21 protein-coding genes are annotated in these 20,730 nt (G+C 47.5%); 5 read left to right on the top strand and 16 right to left on the bottom strand.

Translation table 11 applies throughout. The features are described 5' to 3' along the window. Nucleotides 1-3: 3 nt before the first annotated feature. From lpxA to rpsB, 12 genes are all read right to left on the bottom strand, one after another. Entirely contained in the window at nucleotides 4-774 is a 771-nt protein-coding gene (gene lpxA / locus BFC17_RS14470) for an acyl-ACP--UDP-N-acetylglucosamine O-acyltransferase (RefSeq protein WP_070177168.1), read from the bottom strand. A 1-nt stretch (nucleotide 775) separates the two neighbouring features. Further along, entirely contained in the window at nucleotides 776-1,225 is a 450-nt protein-coding gene (gene fabZ / locus BFC17_RS14465; RefSeq protein ID WP_070177167.1) for a 3-hydroxyacyl-ACP dehydratase FabZ, read from the bottom strand. 231 nt (nucleotides 1,226-1,456) lie between these two features. Further along, nucleotides 1,457-1,972 (bottom strand): OmpH family outer membrane protein, encoded by a 516-nt coding sequence (locus tag BFC17_RS14460; RefSeq protein WP_083271748.1) that lies wholly within the window; start codon nucleotides 1,970-1,972, stop codon nucleotides 1,457-1,459. Between the two features lie 39 nt (nucleotides 1,973-2,011). Beyond that, complete coding sequence (gene bamA, locus BFC17_RS14455) at nucleotides 2,012-4,486, bottom strand: outer membrane protein assembly factor BamA (protein ID WP_070177166.1); 2,475 nt, start codon at nucleotides 4,484-4,486, stop codon at nucleotides 2,012-2,014. A 52-nt stretch (nucleotides 4,487-4,538) separates the two neighbouring features. Continuing rightward, the gene (rseP, locus tag BFC17_RS14450; protein ID WP_070177165.1) at nucleotides 4,539-5,891 is read right to left on the bottom strand and encodes a sigma E protease regulator RseP; all 1,353 of its coding nucleotides are present in this window, start codon (nucleotides 5,889-5,891) and stop codon (nucleotides 4,539-4,541) included. Nucleotides 5,892-5,894: 3 nt separating this feature from the next. After that, a complete protein-coding gene (gene ispC / locus BFC17_RS14445; RefSeq protein WP_070177164.1) occupies nucleotides 5,895-7,073 on the bottom strand; it encodes a 1-deoxy-D-xylulose-5-phosphate reductoisomerase in 1,179 nt (392 codons plus the stop codon). Further along, nucleotides 7,073-7,936, bottom strand: coding sequence for a phosphatidate cytidylyltransferase (locus BFC17_RS14440; RefSeq protein WP_070177163.1), 864 nt, complete (start codon nucleotides 7,934-7,936; stop codon nucleotides 7,073-7,075). The genes ispC and BFC17_RS14440 overlap by 1 nt, the downstream gene beginning before the upstream one ends. Nucleotides 7,937-7,982: 46 nt before the next feature. Then, the gene (gene uppS / locus BFC17_RS14435; protein ID WP_070177162.1) at nucleotides 7,983-8,768 is read right to left on the bottom strand and encodes a polyprenyl diphosphate synthase; all 786 of its coding nucleotides are present in this window, start codon (nucleotides 8,766-8,768) and stop codon (nucleotides 7,983-7,985) included. A gap of 7 nt (nucleotides 8,769-8,775) precedes the next feature. Beyond that, nucleotides 8,776-9,333, bottom strand: a complete 558-nt coding sequence (frr, locus tag BFC17_RS14430; protein ID WP_070177161.1) for a ribosome recycling factor — start codon at nucleotides 9,331-9,333, stop codon at nucleotides 8,776-8,778. A gap of 18 nt (nucleotides 9,334-9,351) precedes the next feature. Next, the gene (gene pyrH, locus BFC17_RS14425) at nucleotides 9,352-10,095 is read right to left on the bottom strand and encodes a UMP kinase (protein ID WP_070177160.1); all 744 of its coding nucleotides are present in this window, start codon (nucleotides 10,093-10,095) and stop codon (nucleotides 9,352-9,354) included. Between the two features lie 183 nt (nucleotides 10,096-10,278). Further along, nucleotides 10,279-11,151, bottom strand: a complete 873-nt coding sequence (gene tsf, locus BFC17_RS14420) for a translation elongation factor Ts (RefSeq protein WP_070177159.1) — start codon at nucleotides 11,149-11,151, stop codon at nucleotides 10,279-10,281. A gap of 135 nt (nucleotides 11,152-11,286) precedes the next feature. Further along, nucleotides 11,287-12,015 carry a 30S ribosomal protein S2 gene (gene rpsB / locus BFC17_RS14415; RefSeq protein ID WP_070177158.1) on the bottom strand — a complete coding sequence of 243 codons (729 nt, stop codon included), beginning with the start codon at nucleotides 12,013-12,015 and terminating at the stop codon, nucleotides 11,287-11,289. Between the two features lie 401 nt (nucleotides 12,016-12,416). On the opposite strand from rpsB, the gene map reads away from it, so the two are divergent. The 3 genes from map to dapD all read left to right on the top strand — a co-directional run bounded on the left by map (nucleotide 12,417) and on the right by dapD (nucleotide 16,824). Then, on the top strand, nucleotides 12,417-13,211 hold the full coding sequence (map, locus tag BFC17_RS14410; protein WP_070177157.1) for a type I methionyl aminopeptidase: 795 nt from the start codon (nucleotides 12,417-12,419) through the stop codon (nucleotides 13,209-13,211). Nucleotides 13,212-13,357: 146 nt separating this feature from the next. Then, nucleotides 13,358-16,003, top strand: coding sequence for a [protein-PII] uridylyltransferase (gene glnD / locus BFC17_RS14405; protein WP_070177156.1), 2,646 nt, complete (start codon nucleotides 13,358-13,360; stop codon nucleotides 16,001-16,003). Then, the gene (dapD, locus tag BFC17_RS14400) at nucleotides 16,000-16,824 is read left to right on the top strand and encodes a 2,3,4,5-tetrahydropyridine-2,6-dicarboxylate N-succinyltransferase (protein WP_070177155.1); all 825 of its coding nucleotides are present in this window, start codon (nucleotides 16,000-16,002) and stop codon (nucleotides 16,822-16,824) included. Before glnD ends, dapD begins: the two co-directional genes overlap by 4 nt. A 90-nt stretch (nucleotides 16,825-16,914) precedes the next feature. Here the strand turns inward: dapD and BFC17_RS14395 are convergent, their stop codons facing one another. From BFC17_RS14395 to BFC17_RS14380, 4 genes are all read right to left on the bottom strand, one after another. Further along, nucleotides 16,915-17,538, bottom strand: a complete 624-nt coding sequence (locus tag BFC17_RS14395) for a mechanosensitive ion channel family protein (RefSeq protein ID WP_070177154.1) — start codon at nucleotides 17,536-17,538, stop codon at nucleotides 16,915-16,917. A gap of 93 nt (nucleotides 17,539-17,631) precedes the next feature. Further along, the gene (locus tag BFC17_RS14390; RefSeq protein ID WP_070177153.1) at nucleotides 17,632-18,081 is read right to left on the bottom strand and encodes a flavodoxin domain-containing protein; all 450 of its coding nucleotides are present in this window, start codon (nucleotides 18,079-18,081) and stop codon (nucleotides 17,632-17,634) included. A 10-nt stretch (nucleotides 18,082-18,091) separates the two neighbouring features. Then, a complete protein-coding gene (locus tag BFC17_RS14385) occupies nucleotides 18,092-18,832 on the bottom strand; it encodes a pseudouridine synthase (RefSeq protein ID WP_070177152.1) in 741 nt (246 codons plus the stop codon). Next, nucleotides 18,825-19,154 carry a YqcC family protein gene (locus BFC17_RS14380; protein ID WP_070177151.1) on the bottom strand — a complete coding sequence of 110 codons (330 nt, stop codon included), beginning with the start codon at nucleotides 19,152-19,154 and terminating at the stop codon, nucleotides 18,825-18,827. Before BFC17_RS14380 ends, BFC17_RS14385 begins: the two co-directional genes overlap by 8 nt. A 63-nt stretch (nucleotides 19,155-19,217) precedes the next feature. Between BFC17_RS14380 and BFC17_RS14375 the strand changes: the two genes are divergently transcribed. Together BFC17_RS14375 and BFC17_RS14370 are read left to right on the top strand one after the other, a co-directional pair. Beyond that, on the top strand, nucleotides 19,218-20,264 hold the full coding sequence (locus tag BFC17_RS14375; protein ID WP_070177150.1) for a DUF3549 family protein: 1,047 nt from the start codon (nucleotides 19,218-19,220) through the stop codon (nucleotides 20,262-20,264). A 6-nt stretch (nucleotides 20,265-20,270) separates the two neighbouring features. Next, the gene (locus BFC17_RS14370; protein ID WP_070177149.1) at nucleotides 20,271-20,582 is read left to right on the top strand and encodes a DUF3301 domain-containing protein; all 312 of its coding nucleotides are present in this window, start codon (nucleotides 20,271-20,273) and stop codon (nucleotides 20,580-20,582) included. Nucleotides 20,583-20,730 lie beyond the last annotated feature (148 nt).

Here is a 20,730-nt window from a genome sequence, read left to right as displayed (position 1 = left end):
AATTTAGCGAACGATACCGCGTTCAGAGCCTGCCAGGAAGGTAATCAACATACCTATTTCAGGATGCTCGTCTGCCATGACGGTAAGCTTTTTAATCGCTTCTTCTACCGTGTTGTTATCGCGGTAGATCACTTTGTAAGCTCGCCTTATGGCCATAATGGTTTCTTTGCCATAGCCTCTGCGTCGTAGCCCTTCAGAATTAATCCCCTGAGGAATATGCTTGGTACCACTGATCATCACATAAGGCGGAATATCGCGTAACACGATAGCACCACCACCGGTAAAGGAATGCGGGCCAATCTTGCAAAACTGATGAACCGCTGTAGCGCCACCTAAAATAGCGTAATCACCAATTTCGACATGGCCAGCTACAGCAACATTGTTTGCCAGAATAATATCATTGCCAATTTTGCAATCATGGGCAATGTGAGCATTAACCATAATCAGGTTTCCAGAACCGATACGAGTAACGCCTTCGTCCTGTATGGTTCCGCGATGCACGGTCGCGCCCTCACGGAACACATTATTATCACCGATGATAAGCTCCGTGCGCTCGCCGGCGTATTTCTTGTCCTGACAATCTTCACCAATTGATGTGAACTGGTAAAAGTGATTGCCTCGACCGATGCGGGTTGGGCCTTTAATGACAACATGTGACTCAATGCGGCAATCGTCACCGATCACCACTTCGTCACCAATCACTGAAAACGGGCCAACTGTGACATTGTTACCAAGTTTAGCTTTGGGGGATATCACAGCAGTTTCATGAATCACGTTAATCTTTCTCTCTCATTGCACACATAAATTCTGCGCTGCAGGCTTCTTCGCCGTCGACGCTTGCTACGCCTTTAAATTTCCAGATCCCGCGGCGTTCTTTAACAATACAGACATCAAAGTCGAGTCTGTCGCCTGGGGTTACCGGGCGCTTAAAACGCGCATTGTCGATACCGGCATATAAGTATAGCTTATCGTTTTTGCCAATGGTCTTAAATCCTAAAATACCCGCGGCCTGTGCCATGGCTTCTAAAATCAGTACACCAGGAAAAATCGGATAATCAGGAAAATGTCCGGTAAAGCACGGTTCGTTAAGCGTTATATTCTTATACGCTTTAATGCTTACACCCAGTTCGAAATCTGTCACTCTGTCTATTAACAGGAACGGATACCGATGAGGCAGCAAATCCATAATTTCGCGGATTTCTATAGTGTTAAGTGGGTTGGCCAAAAAATATCTCCTTCGACACGATACAAGCAGACAACTCCCTTAATGGTGATTTTGCCGCTATAACTTCATATGGGCCGCAACCTTACGCGTTAATCACTAAAAAACAAATCAGACCAACACACTGCGCTGGTCTGATTGATTACGATTAGATACTAGTTGTTGCTGTAAGTACCTGCTGACTTTGGGGTCAGAATTATCACCTGCTCCCGGTCGGCATAAGTAAACCGTTAATTAATTTAATTTGCTTAACTGGTCGACTACTTTTTGTGACAGGTCGTCTTTCGTATCAGCATAAACTACCGCTGGCGCGTCTAACACCAGGTCATATTTATTCGCTGCCGCTACGGTATCGATAGCTTGCTTGATCAGACCCAGAATTTTGTTGCGCTCTTCGTTGGTACGACGCTGAATGTTTTGTTGCAGCGGCTGCACTTTCTGAGAAAGCTGTTCACGAACCGCAAGAATTTTATCTTCCAGTTCTTTCTTTTCAGCAGCGCTCATGGTTGCTGCGTCACGCTGTAATTTCTCAGCATACAGCTGACCGTCACGCTGTAACAGATTTACTTCGTCGACCTGGTCTTTGAATTCCATTGAGATGGCATTCTGGATTTCAGCAGCCTGAGGCAACGCCTGAAAAATTTGCTGTACGTTTACCACGCCGATTTTTTGCTCTGCCATTGCTGCAGAACTAAACATCGCACTACCTAACATTGCCGATGCAATTGCGTATTTTGCCAACTGTTTCAAAAGGTGCTCCTTTTATTTGCCGGTCTTTGCCAGCTAATTTTAAAATGTTTGACCAATATTAAATGTAAAGAATTTCGCATCATCGCCCTCACGCTCTTTCAATGCGCGCGAGAAGCTAAAGACCATTGGGCCCATAGGTGATACCCATTGTACAGAAATACCGGCAGAACTGCGAAATAAAGTCCAGTCAGAATAATCCAGCAGTTCATCACCACCACTTCTGTCTAATTGCAGGTATTCATCATAATCAAATTCAGTATCCCACACGTTACCCACGTCAACAAATAAACTGGTTCTTACCGAGTTTGACGAGTCTTCTTCTATAAATGGGGTCGGCGTGATTAATTCCAAGCTTCCCAAAGCCATGGCATTACCACCCAGGCTGCGACGCGACAATTGATAAGAGTCGCCTGACGGGTCACCAGGAATTACAGTGCCATCCGGCAAGGTCACTGAATTACCACCACTCTGGCGGATAATCCCTCTGGGACCCACGGTGTTGTTTTCGAAACCACGCAGGGTATCTGCACCACCGGCGGTAAAGTTTTCGGTAAATGGCAGGATTTGGTCATTGCCATTAACATCACCATAGCCGTTACCGTAACCCAGTCTGACCTTGGTTAGCACTGACCAGCGTGTATCTCTGGTTAATGGGAAGTAGAAACGACCGTCATAAATTGTTTTAAAGTAATTTACATCAGAATTTGGCGTAGTAATAGTAAACGACGCCCGCTGCGAAGACCCCGCCGTTGGGAATAAACCACGGTTAAGGGTGCTGCGACTCCAGGATACCGAGCTCTGTAAGCTGGTGTATGAAATCGGCGCATCCGGGTTTTGTTCATCGGTAAACTGACGGTAGAACAGGTTAGTTTGCTCGTAGTAACCACGGTTAGATAACTCTACATCTGAGTAGGTTAAACCAAAGTTAATCCGGTTAAACTCATCGATCGGATAACCAATGTTCGCCCCGACAGACCAGCGCTTGGAGTTATACTGAATAACGTTAAAGCTCGAACCATCAAACTCACTGAAAGACACCGTCCCACCCAGTGAAATACCATCGATGGTAAAGAACGGATCGGTATAAGAAAGCTGTGCTGAGCGCTGATAGGATACGGTACTGACATTAATACCAATGCGCTTACCGGTGCCCAGGAAGTTATCCTGCTGAATACCGGCTTGCAGACCCAGTTTGGTTTGGTCGCCATAACTGATCCCTGCATTGAACGAGCCCGAGGGTTGTTCTTTTACCTTAAACTGCACGTCTACCTGATCGTCTTTCCCCGGAATACGGACCGTCTCAAACTCGACATCTTCCATATAGGTTAAGCGCGACATGCTGTTTTTGGAGGTTTCCAGCAGGTCATTTGATAGCCAGGTACCTTCCATCTGTACTACGTTCTGACGCAGTACTTCGTCGGCAGTGATGGTGTTACCGTTAAAGTTGATACGACGCACATAAATACGCTTACCCGGATCAACCCGCAGCGTCAGCTTAACGGTTTTATCTTCGTCGTTAATTTCCGGTACGGTGGTCACCGTTGGATAGGCATAACCAAAACGGCCCAGATACTTACTGATAAATTCTTCGGTGTACGTCACCGTGGCCTGGTTGTATAACTCACCAGGCGTCAGAGGCAAAACCCGCTCAATGTATTTTTCGTGACCCAGCATTTCACCCACTAATTCCACATCAGAAATCGTGTATTGCTCGCCCTCGCTCACGTTTAGTGAAATGTAGATACCGTCTTTTTCCGGCGTCATGGCAACCTGAGTTGAATCTACATTAAAGCGCAGATAACCGCGATCCATATAAAAGTTAGTCAGGGTTTCCATGTCCCCTTGCAGGGTTTGCTGCTGATAGCGGGTTTCTGATAAAAAATCGTACCAGGCAGTATTAAACTGTAATTCAAAGTCTTCAAGCAGTTCCTGATCGCTGAACAGTTCGTTACCCACGATGTTAATTTGCTTGATACTGGCGGCGTCGCCTTCTTCGAACAGTAATTTCAGGTCAACCCGATTACGCGGCAGAGGCGTAATAATAGCGGTTACATCAGCGTTATATTTACCAATGCTGTAAAAGAAATCCTTCAAGCCGTTTTCAATAGATGTCAGTACGGTTTTATCCAGTGGCTCGCCAACCCGAATGTTACTGCCGTCAAGGCTTTCCTGCAGCTGCTCATCTTTGATGTCGTCGTTACCTTCAAAGATAATGTTACTGATGGTTGGGCGCTCAGCCACTTTGATCACCAGCACATTGCCATCACGCATTACCTGAATATTTTCAAAGTGCGTGGAAGAGTATAAGGAGCGAATTAACTGAGTAATACGAAACGCATTAACTTCGTCCCCTTTTTGCACCGGAATATAGGTTAGTGCGGCCCCCAGGGCCACCCGCTGCAAACCTTCTACCCGAATATCTTCAACAACAAACTCACTATTGCTTGAAGCAGCGTTGGCTAAGCTAGCACTGGAGCATAACATTCCGGCTACTACTAACTGTTTTAACTTCATCTATTCTTTTTCTTCCTGCTGCGTTCGCTTATTCTTGCTTGCGCCTGTCTACTTAGGACAAACGCGTAATATCATTAAATATGGCGATGCTCATTATGGTAAATAACAGCATGGCGCCTATTCTGAACCCCCACTCCTGAACTTCTTCAGGCACCGGGCGGCCGGTAATCCATTCGATGGTAAAGTACATCAGGTGTCCGCCATCCAACATTGGCAGGGGCAATAAATTTACTATGCCCAGATTCACACTGATTAGCGCCAGAAAACTTAAAAAGTAAACCAGCCCGTAGCCTGCACTGTTACCTGCGCCTTGCGCAATGGCGATAGGCCCGCTTAAGTTCTTAACGGAAACGTCGCCGCCAATCAGCTTACCTATCATTTCAACGCTTATCGTCATCAAGCGCCAGGTTTTATCCACCGCTTTGCCCATCGCATCAAACAAACCATACTGATGGGTGAAGACATAACCTTGTGGCCAGGCTTCGGCAAATGGACTAACGCCGAGGTAACCATCCTGGCCTTCCGGGGTATCGCGGCGGCCAATTGTGGCAGAAAGGTCATAGGTTTGACCAGCCCTGTTTACCTTAATCACCACCTCGTCGCCCGGACGATTTTTAATTTCAGCTACCAAATCTTCCCACGCACTGACCGTTTGACCGTCCAGTGCCAGGATTTTATCGTCTTGCTGCAGTCCAGCCTGACTGGCCGCAGAGTTTTCAGCCACATAAGCCACCGTTAACGTTGCCTTGGGTCTGAACGGGGTAATCCCCAAACTCTGTAAAGGAGACTCTGAATCAGGATCAAAGTTCCATTGCGAAATATCTAAAATCCGTTGTTGAGGGCTATCCTCGGCAGAAGCCACCGTGACAGGCATCGCTTCCTGCCCGATATAAGACATTAATTCCAGGTTAACCGCTTCCCAGTCTTCGGTCTGGCGTGAACCTACCGCAACGATTTCCATATTGGCACTCAGACCCGACTGCGCGGCAATACTATCAGCACTCACCTCGCCTATCACGGGCTTTATGGTAGTAATCCCAATCAGGAACATGGCATAGAGCGCAATGGCGGCAAACACAAAATTAACCCCAGGACCCGCTGCAATAATTGCCATACGCTTGCCAACTGACTGGGTGTTAAACGCCTGCGAGGCCATCTCCGGCGGGACTTCATCGATACGCTCATCGAGCATACGGACATAACCACCGAGCGGTATTGCCGCCAGGGCAAATTCGGTACCGTGCTTGTCGACCTTACTCCAGATTGGTTTACCAAAACCAATGGAGAAACGTCTGACATGGACGCCACAAAGTCTGGCCACGTAATAGTGTCCCCACTCATGTACGGCGACTAAAATACCCAGGGCAATAATAAATGCACCGGCATTCCGCAAAAACTCAAACACGCGCTACCCTTCCTCAACCAAAGCCAGTGCGACCATTCTGGCTTGCTTATCTAATTCAAGAACTTGTTGGATAGATGAAACCGCCGTTGGTTCAAAACGATTTAACACTTCTTCATTTATTTGTGCGATACGGGTAAAACCAATGCGGTTGTTTAAAAACGCATCCACGGCAATTTCGTTGGCGGCATTTAACCGCGTGGTGGCAGACTGCCCCGAACGGCACGCGTCGATAGCAAGATATAAATTAGGAAAGCGGTTTTGATCCGGTGTGGAAAAACTTAAATCCTTCAGCGTGGCAAAATCCAGCGGAGCCACACCAGCATTGATGCGCCGTGGATAACCCAGACCATAGGCAATAGGTGTACGCATATCCGGATTACCCAGCTGGGCAATCACTGAGCCATCGATATACTGAACCATTGAGTGAATGGTACTTTGTGGATGCAGCACAACCTGAATATCATCAGGTGCCAGACCAAACAGCCAGCACGCTTCAATAAACTCCAGGCCCTTATTCATCATGGTGGCAGAATCCACCGATATTTTGCGCCCCATATCCCAGTTTGGATGAGCGCAGGCTTGTTCTGGCGTTATTTCGGCAAAGGTGGCCAGTTCGCGTTCACGAAACGGACCGCCAGACCCGGTAAGCAGTATCTTGCTAATGCCACTGGCAGCCAGATTGCCGTACTCAAAATCTGCCGGCAAGCACTGGAAAATGGCATTGTGTTCGCTATCGATAGGCAGAATTTCTGCGCCGGACTGTTTAGCTGCATCAATAAACAAAGCACCAGACATCACCAGCGATTCTTTATTGGCCAGCAATACCCGCTTACCGGCTTTTACCGCTGCGAGAGTGGGCTCAAGCCCGGCCGCCCCAACAATAGAAGCCATTACAGCATCGACTTCTGGTGCAGAAGCCACTTCTTCCAGTGCCCGTTTACCACTAAGCACTTCAGACGAAAGCTCGTACTGACGGGCTAAAGTAAGCGCCTGTTCATAATCGTCATCGCTGGCTACCACCAGATAACGGGCATGGCAGGCTTTCGCCTGTTTTACCAGTAATTCCACCTGGCGGTGGCCGGTAATGGCAAAAACGCGAAAATCATCCGGGTGGCGGGCAACAACATCAAGCGTACTTTGGCCGATGGAGCCTGTAGCCCCAAGGATCGTAATGGTTTGCATTATGCCATCCAGGTTACATAGCAGTAGGCAAATACCGGAAACGCGGCGGTTAAACTGTCGATGCGATCCATCAGACCACCATGGCCGGGTAAAATACGGCCGCTGTCTTTAATGCCCGCACAACGTTTAAACATACTTTCGTTCAGGTCACCCAGGGCAGATACCGCAACAGTCAGGCCGCCAATGAGGAGATGCAACCAGATACGCGACGGTTCAACCTGATAATGTAAGGCGGCAAAGGCGATGATGGCAAACGACGCCATAACCCCGCCGAACAGGCCTTCAAAGGTTTTACCCGGCGACACATTAGGGCGCAGTTTATGGCGGCCAAATTTGACCCCGACAAAAAATGCACCGATATCTGCTGCCCACACTATACCCAGCACATAAAAAATGAGCGAGGCACCGTAAAAGGTATCAACATCGTAAAGACTCGAACGCAGCGCCACCACAGCGACCCAGGTTGGTATTAAAGTTAACACCCCAAACAAACAGCGAATTAGCCAGCTTTGTCGCCAGAACGCTGAATACTTTGGATACGCCAGGATCATAAAGAATGATGCGAGCCACCAGATGGCAGCTACCGACAAAATCCAGTGATAAAAGCTGTTAAGTGCGCCCTGGAACCAGATTTGTTCAACATCAACAAAGCTAATCAGGCTCAGGCAACAGGCCAGTAACACCAGGCCAAAGGCGACTTTGTAAGGTCGGGCTGATAAGCCGGACATGTTAGCCCACTCATAGCCACCCAATGCAATTACCCCGGCAATCACATACTGAAAAATATCAATAGGTAAAAACAGAATGGCCATAATGGCCAGTGGCGCAAGTATCAGCGCCGTGATGATTCGTTGCTTCAACATGCGAAGGGTCTTTTTTGGGCAATATGGAGGCAGCAAGCTAACATGGTTATTTTCCTGCCTCAGCGTTTTCTACCTGCTCGCCAATCAAACCAAAGCGGCGCTGTCGCTCACTAAAGTCCTTAACCGCGAGGTAAAAAGCGTCTTCGTTAAAATCGGGCCATAAAACGTCAGTAAAATACAGTTCGGCATAAGCGCATTGCCACAACAGGAAGTTGCTGATGCGATGCTCACCGCCAGTGCGGATTAGCAAATCCAGCTCAGGTAACCCCTGCGTAGACATATGGCTGTCAAACATGGCTTCGTCAATTTGCGCCGCCTCAAGCTTGCCCTGACTAACCTGCTCAGCCAGTTGCTTTGCCGCGTTAACGATATCCCAACGACCACCATAGTTAGCCGCGATGTTTAACACCAAATCCTGGTTATTTGCTGTCAGCGCCTCGGCTTTGTGAATTTTTTCCACCAACTTCCGATCGAACCTTGACGTATCACCTAATACTTTCAGGCGTACGCCATTTTTGTTCATCCGTTTGGCTTCGCTGTTTAATACCAGATTAAACAGGTCCATCAAAACACTGACTTCTTCTTCAGGTCGCTTCCAGTTTTCGCTGCTAAACGCAAACAACGTTAACGATTGAATGGCATTTTTACGAGCAAATCGCACTGCAGCCCGCACTGACTCGACGCCAGCACGGTGCCCGAAAGTACGAATTTTCCCTTTCTTTTTTGCCCAGCGACCGTTGCCGTCCATAATGATGGCAACGTGCTTAGGCATATTCAGCAACGCCAGTTTTTCATCCAGCGTTGCATCACTGTCAGTCTGCGATGGCGACATGAGTTATTTATACTTCCATTAACTCGGTTTCTTTATCAGACAGCATCTTATCAACTTTCTTGATAAATTCATTGGTCAGTGTCTGAATATTTTCTTCACCTGCGCGACTTTCGTCTTCGCTGATTTCCTTTTCTTTTAGCAGTTCTTTGATATCGCTGTTGGCGTCGCGACGAATGTTACGAATAGCAACACGGCCCTGCTCGGCTTCGTTACGTACAACACGAATGAGGTCTTTACGACGCTCTTCTGTCAGCGGTGGTAATGGAATACGAATAGTAGTGCCCGCGCTCATTGGGTTTAATCCCAGGTCGGCTTGCATAATGGCTTTTTCAACGGCCTGAATAGAGCTTTTATCAAACACGGTCAGCGCTAATGTACGGCTGTCTTCGGTGATAATGTTAGCTAACTGACGCAGCGGTGTATCAGCTCCGTAATAAGAGACCTGGATGCCGTCGAGTAAGCTTGGGTGCGCACGGCCGGTGCGAATTTTGCTCAACTGACCTTTTAGCGCAGTAATACTTTTTTCCATGCGCTCTTGCGCATCTAATTCGATTTCATCAATCACGGTATTATTCCTGTATTATTATTCGGTCACACTTTCGACATGGTCGATTAAAGTGCCTTCAGGTTCGCCCATTACTACGCGTTTCAGACAACCTGGTTTATTCATGTTGTAAACACGGATGGGTAAGCTATGGTCGCGCGCCAGCGTAAACGCTGACAGGTCCATAACTTTTAATTCTTTTTCTAACACGTCCTGATAAGACAGTTGTGAGTACAGTTTCGCGTCGGGGTTCTTAACCGGATCGTCGCTGTAAACACCATCTACCTTGGTGCCTTTTAATACCGCATCGGCTTCGATTTCGATACCACGTAAGCAGGCAGCTGAGTCAGTGGTAAAGAATGGATTGCCGGTACCGGCTGAGAAAATAACCACACGACCTGACTTTAACAGGCTGATGGCTTCTGCCCAGTTGTAGGCATCACAAACGCCATTAAGAGGGATGGCAGACATCAGACGGGCATTAACAAAAGCGCGGTGCAGGGCGTCACGCATGGCAAGACCGTTCATTACCGTAGCCAGCATACCCATGTGGTCACCAACAACGCGGTTCATCCCCGCTTTTGCCAGGCCTTCACCACGGAACAAGTTACCACCACCGATAACCAGACCCACCTGCACCCCTAATTCTACCAGTTCTTTGATTTCCTGGGCCATGCGGTCCAGTACTTTAGGATCGATTCCAAAGCCTTCATTCCCCATGAGCGCTTCACCACTCAGTTTAAGCAGGATGCGTCGGTAGGCGGATTTTGGTGCGATGCTCATTGTTATTGTTTCCTCTTGATTCGGCTTGGGTCATATTTTGTACACAAATTATGAGCCAAACCGACTTAATCGGTCGTCATCTTAGGAACAGCTGAGGTTATGCTTTCAGCTATAAAAAAGCACCTCCGAAGAGGTGCTCGTAGTGTATCCGACATTCGCCGAATGCAAAAGTCAAACCGCTAATTATTTCTTAGCAGCAGCCATTTGCGCAGCTACTTCAGCAGCGAAGTCTTCAGATTTCTTCTCGATACCTTCACCTACTTCAAAACGCACGAAGTTAACAACGTCAGCGTCTTTAGATTTCAGTAAGTCTGCAACCAGAATAGAAGGATCTTTAACGAAAGGCTGACCAGTCAGACTGATTTCGCCGGTGAATTTCTTCATACGGCCGACAACCATTTTCTCAGCGATTTCAGCTGGTTTGCCAGACTGCATGGCGATTTCGATTTGGATCGCTTTTTCTTTCTCAACTACTTCAGCTGGTACTTGCTCAGGCTTAACGAACTGCGGGCTTGAAGCCGCAACGTGCATAGCAACGTCTTTCGCCAGCTCTTCTTCGCCACCAGTTAAGATAGCAACTACGCCGATACGGCCACCGTGCACGTATGCACCTAAGTTGTCACCTTCAACAGTCAGAACACGACGTGGAGAGATATTTTCACCGATTTTAGCAACCAGTGCATCACGTACTTCGCTAACTACGCCGCCTTCAACTTCAGAAGCATTCAGTTCTTCGATGTCGCTCAGACCTTTTTCGAAAGCAGCGTCCAGCAGTTTGTTACCAAACGCCAGGAAGCCTTCGTCACGCGCTACGAAGTCAGTTTCGCAGTTCAGTTCAAGCATGGTCGCTTTGCCACCTTCAACTTTAGTCAGGATTACACCTTCAGCGGCGATACGACCAGCTTTCTTAGCCGCTTTCGCCTGACCTGACTTACGCATGTTTTCGATGGCCAGTTCGATGTCACCATCAGTTTCAACTAACGCTTTTTTGCAATCCAGCATGCCGGCGCCAGTACGCTCACGCAATTCTTTTACGAGTGCTGCAGTCACTGCCATTTTCAATTCCTCAGCAATATTTAAATTCAGAGTAAAAGGGGCAAAAGCCCCTTCTAATTAATTCTTAATCATCGGTCCGAATGGACCGGTACAACTAATATGAGGCTCCAAAGAGCCTCATATTAAGCAAGCGGATTACTCAGCTGCTTCTACAAACTCGTCTTCAGCTTGTACTTCCAGGTTGCTAGAGCGACCTGCGATAACTGCATCAGCAGCTGCGTTTAAGTACAGTTGAACGGCACGAATTGCATCGTCGTTACCTGGAATGATGTAATCAACACCATCAGGGTTTGAGTTAGTATCAACAACAGAAACAACCGGAATACCCAGGTTACGGGCTTCAGTTACTGCGATGTGCTCGTGATCGGCATCGATTACGAACAGAACGTCAGGCAGACCGCCCATGTCTTTGATACCACCCAGGCTGCTTTCCAGCTTGTCCATTTCACGCTGAAGCATCAGCGCTTCTTTTTTGGTCAGCTTTTCGAAAGTACCGTCTTGGCTTTGTTGCTCAAGGTCTTTAAGACGCTTGATTGACTGACGAACAGTTTTCCAGTTAGTCAGCATACCGCCCAACCAACGCTTGTTCACGTAGAATTGGTCACATTTTTGTGCCGCTTCTTTAACTGCATCGCCTGCTGCACGCTTAGTACCAACGAACAGAACCTTACCTTTCTTAGCAGAAACGCCAGACAGGAAGCTCAGTGCTTCGTTGAATAAAGGAACAGTTTTTTCCAGGTTGATGATATGAACTTTGTTACGAGCACCAAAGATGTAAGGTTTCATCTTAGGGTTCCAGTAACGGGTTTGGTGACCGAAATGCACGCCGGCTTTCAGCATGTCACGCATAGAAACGTTTGCCATGTTTAATTCCTCAATTGGGGTTAGGCCTCCATACACCCTTTGTATCGATCCACTGTTGTTAAGTTAACAACGCAGACACCCCGATACGCAGTCACAGTGTATGTGTGTTTTAATTTAAGTAATGTACTTATATGAAGTAACTAAAGCAGTTCTGAGAAGTAAAACTCCCAGAAATTTTACGGTTATTTCAAAAAGCGCGCGCTTTATACCATGTAGCGCACGCTTTCTCAAGTTAAAGTTGGGTTTCAACACTAAGCGAATCATCTGTTGATATCCCCGTTTCCGCGACTACTGCTATACAGATGCCCCTGTATTCGCTACCATACAGCCTCAAAATAATGGCTTGCTTTGCATACAAAGCACCGGGCATTGATTTAACAACCCAATAGAAGAGGATTCTGGTGGCTGCAATAATAAAAACCGCTGAAGAAATCGAAAAAATGCGCGTGGCTGGCAAACTCGCCGCCGACGTATTAATGATGTTAGGTGAACACGTTAAAAAAGGCGTGACGACCGATGAACTGAACACAATTTGTCATGACTACATTGTCAACGTACAAAACGCGATTCCAGCGCCGCTTAATTATGGCCACCCTCCGTTTCCAAAATCGATCTGCACGTCGGTTAACCATGTTATCTGCCACGGCATTCCAGCCGATAAAAAGCTGAAAGACGGTGACATTGTTAATATCGACATTACCGTGATTAAAGATGGCTATCACGGCGATACATCTAAAATGTTCATGGTTGGTAAGCCCAGCATTCTGGCGGAACGGCTGGTTCGTGTGACCCAGGAATGTTTGTATAAAGCTATTAAAGAAGTTAAGCCGGGTATGCGACTTGGTGATATTGGCCATATTTGCCAAACTCATGCTGAAGCGCATAATTACTCAATTGTACGCGAATACTGCGGTCATGGAATTGGCGCAGGTTTTCATGAAGAGCCACAGATTGTCCATTACGGACGCCCCGGCACCGGTGATGAGCTGCTTCCTGGGATGTGCTTTACCATTGAACCTATGGTAAATGCCGGCAAACGTTATTCTAAAATTTTACCTGACCAATGGACGGTGGTAACCAAAGATCGCAGCCTTAGCGCTCAATGGGAGCATACGCTGCTGGTTACCGATGACGGTGTTGAAGTGCTGACACTGCGTGACGATGAAGACCTCGAAAGGGTTTATCATCACAGCTAAACATTAACTTGTGTTGTCACCATTGGGTGAACCATCACAACTAAAAATGCCGCTTAGTTAGCGGCATTCACATGTTTAACGCAGGGTAAGTTCAAGCAGGCCGCAAAGTAAGGCCTTTGTTAACCAGATTATTCATTGGGTGAAATGTGAAGTTAAAATCGTTATGTGAAGAAGTCGCCAATATAACGGCTGTAGATGACATCAAGTCGATTAAAGCACTGGTGGCCCGCAGTTATGAATGGTTAGAAACGAGTTTTACGCTGCAACCCATCGACGAACTGGTCACCGGCCGCGCGGTTTTTATTGATACTCTGTTACAACGGTTGTGGTCGTTATACGACCTGGCCAACATTAAAGGACTCGCACTTTGTGCAGTAGGTGGCTATGGCCGTGGGCACCTGCAACCCTACTCTGATATTGACCTGCTGATTGTTAGCAAAAAAGCCCTGAAACGTGATGTTCAGGAAAAGGTCGGCCAGTTTATTACCCTGCTGTGGGATATCAAGCTGGACGTTGGTCAGTCGGTACGTACTATTAAAGAAACCGTAAAACTGGCCAAAGACGATATTTCCATCGCCACCAATCTTGTTGAAAGCCGCATGCTGAGTGGCTGCGACCAAACGTTTGTGGAAATGTGGCACGCCGTAAATGGTAAAGACACCTGCTGGACAAGCAAAGCGTTCTTTACCGCCAAGTACGAAGAACAAAAAGCCCGGCACGCCAAATTTAATGGCACGTCTTACAATCTCGAACCCAATATCAAGGAAAACCCCGGCTGTCTGCGGGATATTCAATCTATTGGCTGGGTGGCTAAGAAGCATTTTAAAGAGTACGACGGCAAGGGCCTGGTGGGTCATGGTTACTTCACCAAAGACGAACTCGATGAACTGGTAGAATGTCGTATGGCCTTGTGGCGCATCCGCTTTGCCTTGCATCTGGTTGCCGGCCGCAGTGAAAACCGCTTACTCTTTGACTACCAGCCTGAAGTGGCTGCCATGCTGGGTTACGGTGAAGACAGTAAAACCGCGGTTGAAAAAATGATGCGGGCGTTTTTCCGCACCGTACGCCGCATAAGCGAACTGAACCAAATGCTGCTTCAGCGCTTTCGTTACGACATGCTTAACCAAACCATACAAAGCCGCAGAGCAATCAACGATAGCTTTTGTTTACTGGATGGCAATATCTCGCCCACTCACAATAATGTGTTTGAATCGCCGGAAGATATTTTATCGTTCTTAAAGCTCATAGCTGACACCCGGGATGTACAGGGACTGGATACAAACTGTATTCGCCAGTTACGCAATGCTCGCCGCCGTTTTCAGGCCGCTTATTATGTCGAGCGGGCGGAATGTCGCCGCTTGATCATGGAGCTGTTTAAGCATCCCCACTTCTTTGATTTTGCATGGAATATCATGCATCAGTACGGCATTTTGCAATCCTATTTGCCAGAGTGGGATCATATTGTGGGTATGATGCAGTTTGATTTGTTCCATGCCTACACGGTTGATGAGCATACCCATCGACTGGTTAAACACGTAAATCACTATTTTCAGCCAGACAACACCGATTTTCCTCGTTGTGGTCGTATTGTCAGAAATTTTGACAAACCCGAGCTTATCTATATTGCGGCGATTTTCCACGATATTGCTAAAGGGCGTAACGGCGATCACTCAACCCTGGGTGCCAAGGATGTTGCGATATTTTGTGAAGCTCACGATATTCACAAGTCTGACGCGGAACTCATCGCCTGGCTGGTTGAAAATCATCTGCTGATGTCAGTCGTTGCCCAGCGCCGGGATATTTACGATCCTGATGTGGTGAACGATTTTGCCACTGCGGTACGCAGTCACACCCACCTGAATTTGCTGTACATTCTTACGCTGGCAGATATTCGTGCCACTAATGATAACTTATGGAATGACTGGAAAGCCTCGTTACTTAAAGAGCTTTACAGCATGACCCAAAAGGCCCTGGATAATGGCCTGCAGTGTGGCGTAACCATGCGTGACAGGGTGGATTCGCACAAGTCTAAGGCCTTGGAATTACTGGCTACCACCGCGCTGGATGCAGAGCGTATCGAAACGCTGTGGTCGCGTTTTGAAGACGATTATTTTGCCCGTTTTAAACCCGAGCAAATTAGCTGGCACACCCAGGAAATCCTGGCGTTTGAAAATCAGCACGAACCGGGTGAAATGCTGATTAAAACCAATAACGATCTGGCTAAAGGTGGTACAGAATTATTGTTATACGGCGATGACCGCCCCGCCCTGTTTGCCCAGATCGCATCGGTACTCGATAGTCGCAATTGTTCTATTCATGATGCGCATATCGCCGTAACCCGTGACGACCACGTATTTGACAGCATTTTGATTCTGGAAAACGATGGCTCTCGAATAGAAGGCGAATCACGATTACGCTCTATCGAAAAAGCCATTGCCGAACAACTGCTTAAACCCGGTCGTCAGCATAATAATACCCGTAAGCTTTCTCGCCAGCACAAGCATCTGGATGTGCCGGTTAAAGTGCGCTTTTATTCATCGCAGGATGATGCCACATTAATTGAACTGGAAGCATTGGACGCGCCGGGAATTCTTGCTAAAGTCGGTCACGCTTTCGTTGACTGCAATCTCACATTAAAATTAGCCAAAATAGCCACCATCGGTGAACGCGCGGAAGACGTGTTTATCGTGTCGAATGAGCATGGCAAAGCCTTAACGCAGGAAGAACAGACGACGCTGAAAAAGCGGATATTGTTTAAACTCGATCAACTTGAAGATATCAACATACCATGACTGAATTAAAAGCCATTATTGAAGCGGCCTTTGAAGACCGCGCAGACATCACACCTTCTGCAGCTCCGGCAGAAGTAAAGCAAGCCGTTAGCGATGCCATTGCATTACTTAACAGCGGTAAAGCCCGTGTAGCAGAAAAAATCGCCGGTGAGTGGGTTGTTCATCAGTGGCTGAAAAAAGCAGTTCTGCTGTATTTCCGTCTGCATAACAACGACGTAATGGAAGGGGCTGAAAGCCGCTTCTACGACAAGGTTCCATTAAAGTATGCCGATTACACCGCCGAGCAGTTTGCTGCTGATGGTGTCCGTATTGTGCCGCCTGCCGCGGTTCGTACCGGTTCTTTCGTGGGTAAGAACGTAGTTGTAATGCCTTCATACGTTAACATTGGTGCATTTGTTGACGAAGGTGCCATGGTTGATACCTGGGCTACCGTTGGCTCATGCGCACAAATTGGTAAAAATGTTCACCTGTCTGGTGGCGTCGGCATCGGTGGGGTTCTGGAACCACTGCAAGCTAACCCAACCATTATCGAAGATAACTGCTTTATCGGCGCTCGCTCAGAAATCGTTGAGGGGGTTATCGTAGAAGAAGGCGCTGTTATCTCTATGGGTGTTTACATTGGTCAGTCTACCCGTATTTACGACCGTGAAACCGGCGAAGTACATTATGGCCGCGTACCAGCAGGTGCGGTAGTTGTACCAGGCAACCTGCCGAGCAAAGATGGCAAATACAGCCTGTACGCTGCCATTATCGTTAAAAAGGTAGATGCAAAAACCCGCGCTAAAGTAGGTATTAATGCCCTGCTGCGTGGTGCTGAATAAGCACAGTTAATCTCGCATACGACAAAGGCGCCAAATGGCGCCTTTGTTATTTCTGAATTATCTGTTCATGAAGCCCCAATTCTAATGCATTTACGGATTTCGCTCCACATCGATTTGATCAACAGCATTTTCCCCCGGTTGGGTCGCTAGATTTTTATCGGTTGATTTACCAATGCTCTGCCAGTGTTGTTTGGGGTTAATAATGACAGGTCTGGTTAGTACCAGATTGTTGGGATAGGCAATTTCTTCGCCGTCTTTGGTCATTAACCGCGTGGTAAACAGGTTAATTTCTGCTATATAACCTTCCATGTAATTATCGCCATCGATAATGCGGATAAAGTTACCCTTGCTGTAGGAATTCTGAAACAGCAAAACAAAGTACGACGTTATATTACTCAGCAATGACCAGCTCGCAAATAAGGCCACACCGGTCAGAGCAATAATAGATGTTGAGAGTACTATAAGTCCGCTGAAATCCACGCCCCACACCAACAGCAGCAGAGCAATGGTGATCACCCCGGTAATCAGTCTGGCAGTATGGTAAGTTTTCTTGCGGGCTTCCTCGGTTAATTTGCTGTTGGAAACCAGCTTTGCAATTTTCGGCAATAATAACCGATTAATTACCATAAAAATGATAAGCACCAATGCTGTCACAATCAGGTTAGACATGTAGTAAGTTGCCCAACCGGTAAAACGGGTTAACACATCATTCATAGCCAAACTTATCCTATGGCACGTGGTCATTTCTAGCGAATATCATACATAAACAAAAGGCGCCGGGTGGCGCCTTTTGTAAAAAACAGTTGTTCAGGCTATCAGCTTGTCCTGAATAGTTTTAACCCATTCCAGCACATCTTTTTCTGGTTCAAGGGTTTCCATCGCATCCACTTCCAGCATATCTGCCACTGGGAAGCCTTGTAGTTCGGTTAATAATTCCTGACAAATCTTACCGCCCCCACAGTAAGAATCACCATAACTGCTGTCGCCTAAAGCGGCTACCGCAAAAGGTTTTTGCTCTAGTAGCGGAAACTGCGTTCGCAATTCATCAATAGGAAATTCCAGATTGGGCGGTAAATCGCCGGCTCCGGTGGTAGAGGTTATGATCAGCAGCGCCTTAGGCTCGGTAAAATCACTCACGTCCGGATCTTTAAAGACTTCTGCATCGATGCCCTGGTCCTCAAAATACGCTTGAACTTCCTCTGCGACATTTTCTGCATTTCCGTAAACCGAACCAACAATAATATTCAGCGTTGCCATTAATCTACCTTTATCTACTCCAGGTTAAAAACGGTTGCCAGCTTACCAATAACTGCTCAATTTCGCTATCCACCTGGGTGCTAATTGTCAGCCATTTACCGCTAATAGGGTGATAAAACCCCATCGACACACACACTAACATTAACCGGTGGGTATTAAACTGATCCCGCACAAAAGCGTTATGCTTGCCATCGCCGTGGGTCGTATCGCCCACCATGGGATGCCGTAAATGCAGCATATGCCGGCGCAGTTGATGTTTACGCCCGGTATGGGGCGTAAGTCCAAGCCAGGAATAGCGAGCAGAGGCGTAGCGCCCAACCGCAAAGGGTAACTCGTAGTGCGCCAGTGGCCAGTAATCAGAATGAGCTGTTTGTGGCGCTACTTCCTGGGTGCGTTTTGCATCAGCGTATTTATCCCAGCGATATTTTAATTCGTAATCCACCATCCCCGGGTGTTTAACATAACCGCGAACCAGTGCCCGATAAGACTTTTGCATGCGGTTTGCCATCATCTGCGCATTCATGGCAGAGGCCGTTTCGCTGTTAAGCGCAAATAACAACAAGCCTGCCGTTGGTCTGTCCAGGCGATGCAACGGATACACATGCTGGCCCAGCTGGTCGCGTAATATCTGCACCGCAAAGCGGGTTTCATGCTTATCAATGGGGCTGCGATGCACTAATAATCCGGCCGGTTTATAAATGGCGACAATATCTTCATCCTGATATACCACCGGCAATAGCTCGTTAGTCATGTAGTTGCTTACTCCAGCGATCAAATCGAGCCAACACCTGCTGAACCGGCTGATGGGAGCTCTGCCAGGTTACTTCAGCCATGGGCAAAATATGCATGGGTGGTACTAGTGCTCCGGCGTCAGATAATGCCCTGATCCGGGGAATAAAAATAAATTGCAGCCATTGCTCAAAAGCCAGCGTATCGCAGGCAAAAGGCTGTTCGCTGGCCAGCGCTGCCGGTGAAAGATGTATGTCTGACCACAAGTTTGCCGCTTTGAGGACGGCTTCAAGTTCCTCCAGCAACCTTGGGCCATGGCTTACCAATTTGGCGTCACGAATCATTACGCGCTTACTCCAATGCCTGTTACACTATGCGCAAATTTTTGTCTTACTTTAAAAATCAGCATGAATTCAAAAAGTATTCACTCGCTGAGCGAGTTTCTGTTACACGCGGGTACCGATTATCGCATCTTTGACCTTGGACGTGGAGTGTATCCTGTTTCATCGCAAACCTTTTTAGATATCGAAAACGGTCAGCTATGCCCGCCCCGCCCCCGCCAACAGCATGCATGGTATGCAGTTGTGTTCTGGCAGAGCAATCCACAGGCGCAACGATATATCTGGTTTGTGAAGTTTCCGCTGGACGAACAGGGCTTATTAATTCAGGCCTCGCGCAATCATTTTTTGCAGATCATTGTGGATGCGCTGGGTAACCAGATTGCCGGCGAACAAGGCAGCGATGAGCTACCGGATAATCCCTACACGTTTGTACCAAGCCAACAGTTAATGGCGCAGTTTTCGGCGATTGCCCGTCACACTCTGAACGATCCTAAAAGTGAGGGTTTAGAGCAGGCCGGACAATATCTGCAAACGCCGGCCATTATCGACTGGCAACAATTGCCGGTACAAGCCATCGCGGATCTGGCCGTGGGAATTAACGAGCAGCAGGCAAAACACATCATTAACCACTTCGACCAGTTTAGCGCCCCTTTTCTGGAAACCTTATTCAGCAGCCTTGAGAGTGTGTCACTGCCAGATAGCTTAAACTCATTTTTTATCAAAAAGTTGCAAGCATTAGCGGCTGACGATGCACAAAAAAATACCATGCTGGGAATACTTCGAGCACTCAGTACGCCCGAGTTTAATGCTGAGCTTAGCCAGGCCATCAACCACCTGTTGAATAACGTTACTCAGCCTGACATGCATTTACTAAGCGTTATTGCCGGTCGTCATGATGCACAGCTTGATACCCTGACTGCACAACGCTTTTTGGAAGCGGCCGCCAAAGCAGATGCCGACGGCGCTTACAAACACGAACTGTTTATTGGTTTGTTTACCGATCTGGTACAAATTCCAGCCTTGCGCCGGACCATGCTGACCCTGGCCCGTGCTCACCAACACAACCCGGTGATGCAGGCTCCACTGGCCGCCTTATTTAAGCAAGCAGGATAACTGCCCGTGAATTTATTTGATGTGCTGTTACTGGTGATTCTGTGTGCCGGCGCCGCTTTTTTCTGGCGGATCCGGATTATCTCGGAATGCGCCAATCAATATCTGCAACGCTATTGTGAGCAACAACGACTGCAACTGGTGAGCGTTGCGCGTAAAAGTACCCGGCCAATGCTGTATCGCGGTAAGCTGGACTGGCGCAGTGAATTCTTATTCGAATTCTCTTCTACCGGTGATGATTGCTATCAGGGCACATTGGAGCTTAATGGCCTTACGATAGTAAAAACTTATACACCACCGCACCGAATAGTTACACATTAATTTACCGACATAAAAAAACGGTGGCAAAAGCCACCGTTTTTCTGGAATTTTGAGACTCCCTCTCAGCGTAAGTGCAATACCAGGTAAACCTGATATTCCGCACGCAATTCCCTCTTTCTCTGCTTCACAGCAGGCCACCTGTCCTTAG

Origin of the sequence: Marisediminitalea lipolytica (genome assembly GCF_001758465.1) — a bacterium.
Classification (GTDB): Bacteria; Pseudomonadota; Gammaproteobacteria; order Enterobacterales; family Alteromonadaceae; genus Alteromonas; species Alteromonas lipolytica.
Note: the sequence above shows the minus strand (reverse complement) of the source record. Positions and strands in the feature narration are given on the sequence as shown.

Excerpts from the sequence above, each read along its gene's own strand:
- bamA (WP_070177166.1), bottom strand. The coding sequence starts at position 4,486 with ATGAAGTTAAAACAGTTAGTAGTAGCCGGAATGTTATGCTCCAGTGCT.
- ispC (WP_070177164.1), bottom strand. The coding sequence starts at position 7,073 with ATGCAAACCATTACGATCCTTGGGGCTACAGGCTCCATCGGCCAAAGT.
- BFC17_RS14440 (WP_070177163.1), bottom strand. The coding sequence starts at position 7,936 with ATGTTGAAGCAACGAATCATCACGGCGCTGATACTTGCGCCACTGGCC.
- uppS (WP_070177162.1), bottom strand. The coding sequence starts at position 8,768 with ATGTCGCCATCGCAGACTGACAGTGATGCAACGCTGGATGAAAAACTG.
- pyrH (WP_070177160.1), bottom strand. The coding sequence starts at position 10,095 with ATGAGCATCGCACCAAAATCCGCCTACCGACGCATCCTGCTTAAACTG.
- tsf (WP_070177159.1), bottom strand. The coding sequence starts at position 11,151 with ATGGCAGTGACTGCAGCACTCGTAAAAGAATTGCGTGAGCGTACTGGC.
- rpsB (WP_070177158.1), bottom strand. The coding sequence starts at position 12,015 with ATGGCAAACGTTTCTATGCGTGACATGCTGAAAGCCGGCGTGCATTTC.
- dapD (WP_070177155.1), top strand. The coding sequence starts at position 16,000 with ATGACTGAATTAAAAGCCATTATTGAAGCGGCCTTTGAAGACCGCGCA.
- BFC17_RS14395 (WP_070177154.1), bottom strand. The coding sequence starts at position 17,538 with ATGAATGATGTGTTAACCCGTTTTACCGGTTGGGCAACTTACTACATG.
- BFC17_RS14390 (WP_070177153.1), bottom strand. The coding sequence starts at position 18,081 with ATGGCAACGCTGAATATTATTGTTGGTTCGGTTTACGGAAATGCAGAA.
- BFC17_RS14385 (WP_070177152.1), bottom strand. The coding sequence starts at position 18,832 with ATGACTAACGAGCTATTGCCGGTGGTATATCAGGATGAAGATATTGTC.
- BFC17_RS14380 (WP_070177151.1), bottom strand. The coding sequence starts at position 19,154 with ATGATTCGTGACGCCAAATTGGTAAGCCATGGCCCAAGGTTGCTGGAG.
- BFC17_RS14375 (WP_070177150.1), top strand. The coding sequence starts at position 19,218 with ATGAATTCAAAAAGTATTCACTCGCTGAGCGAGTTTCTGTTACACGCG.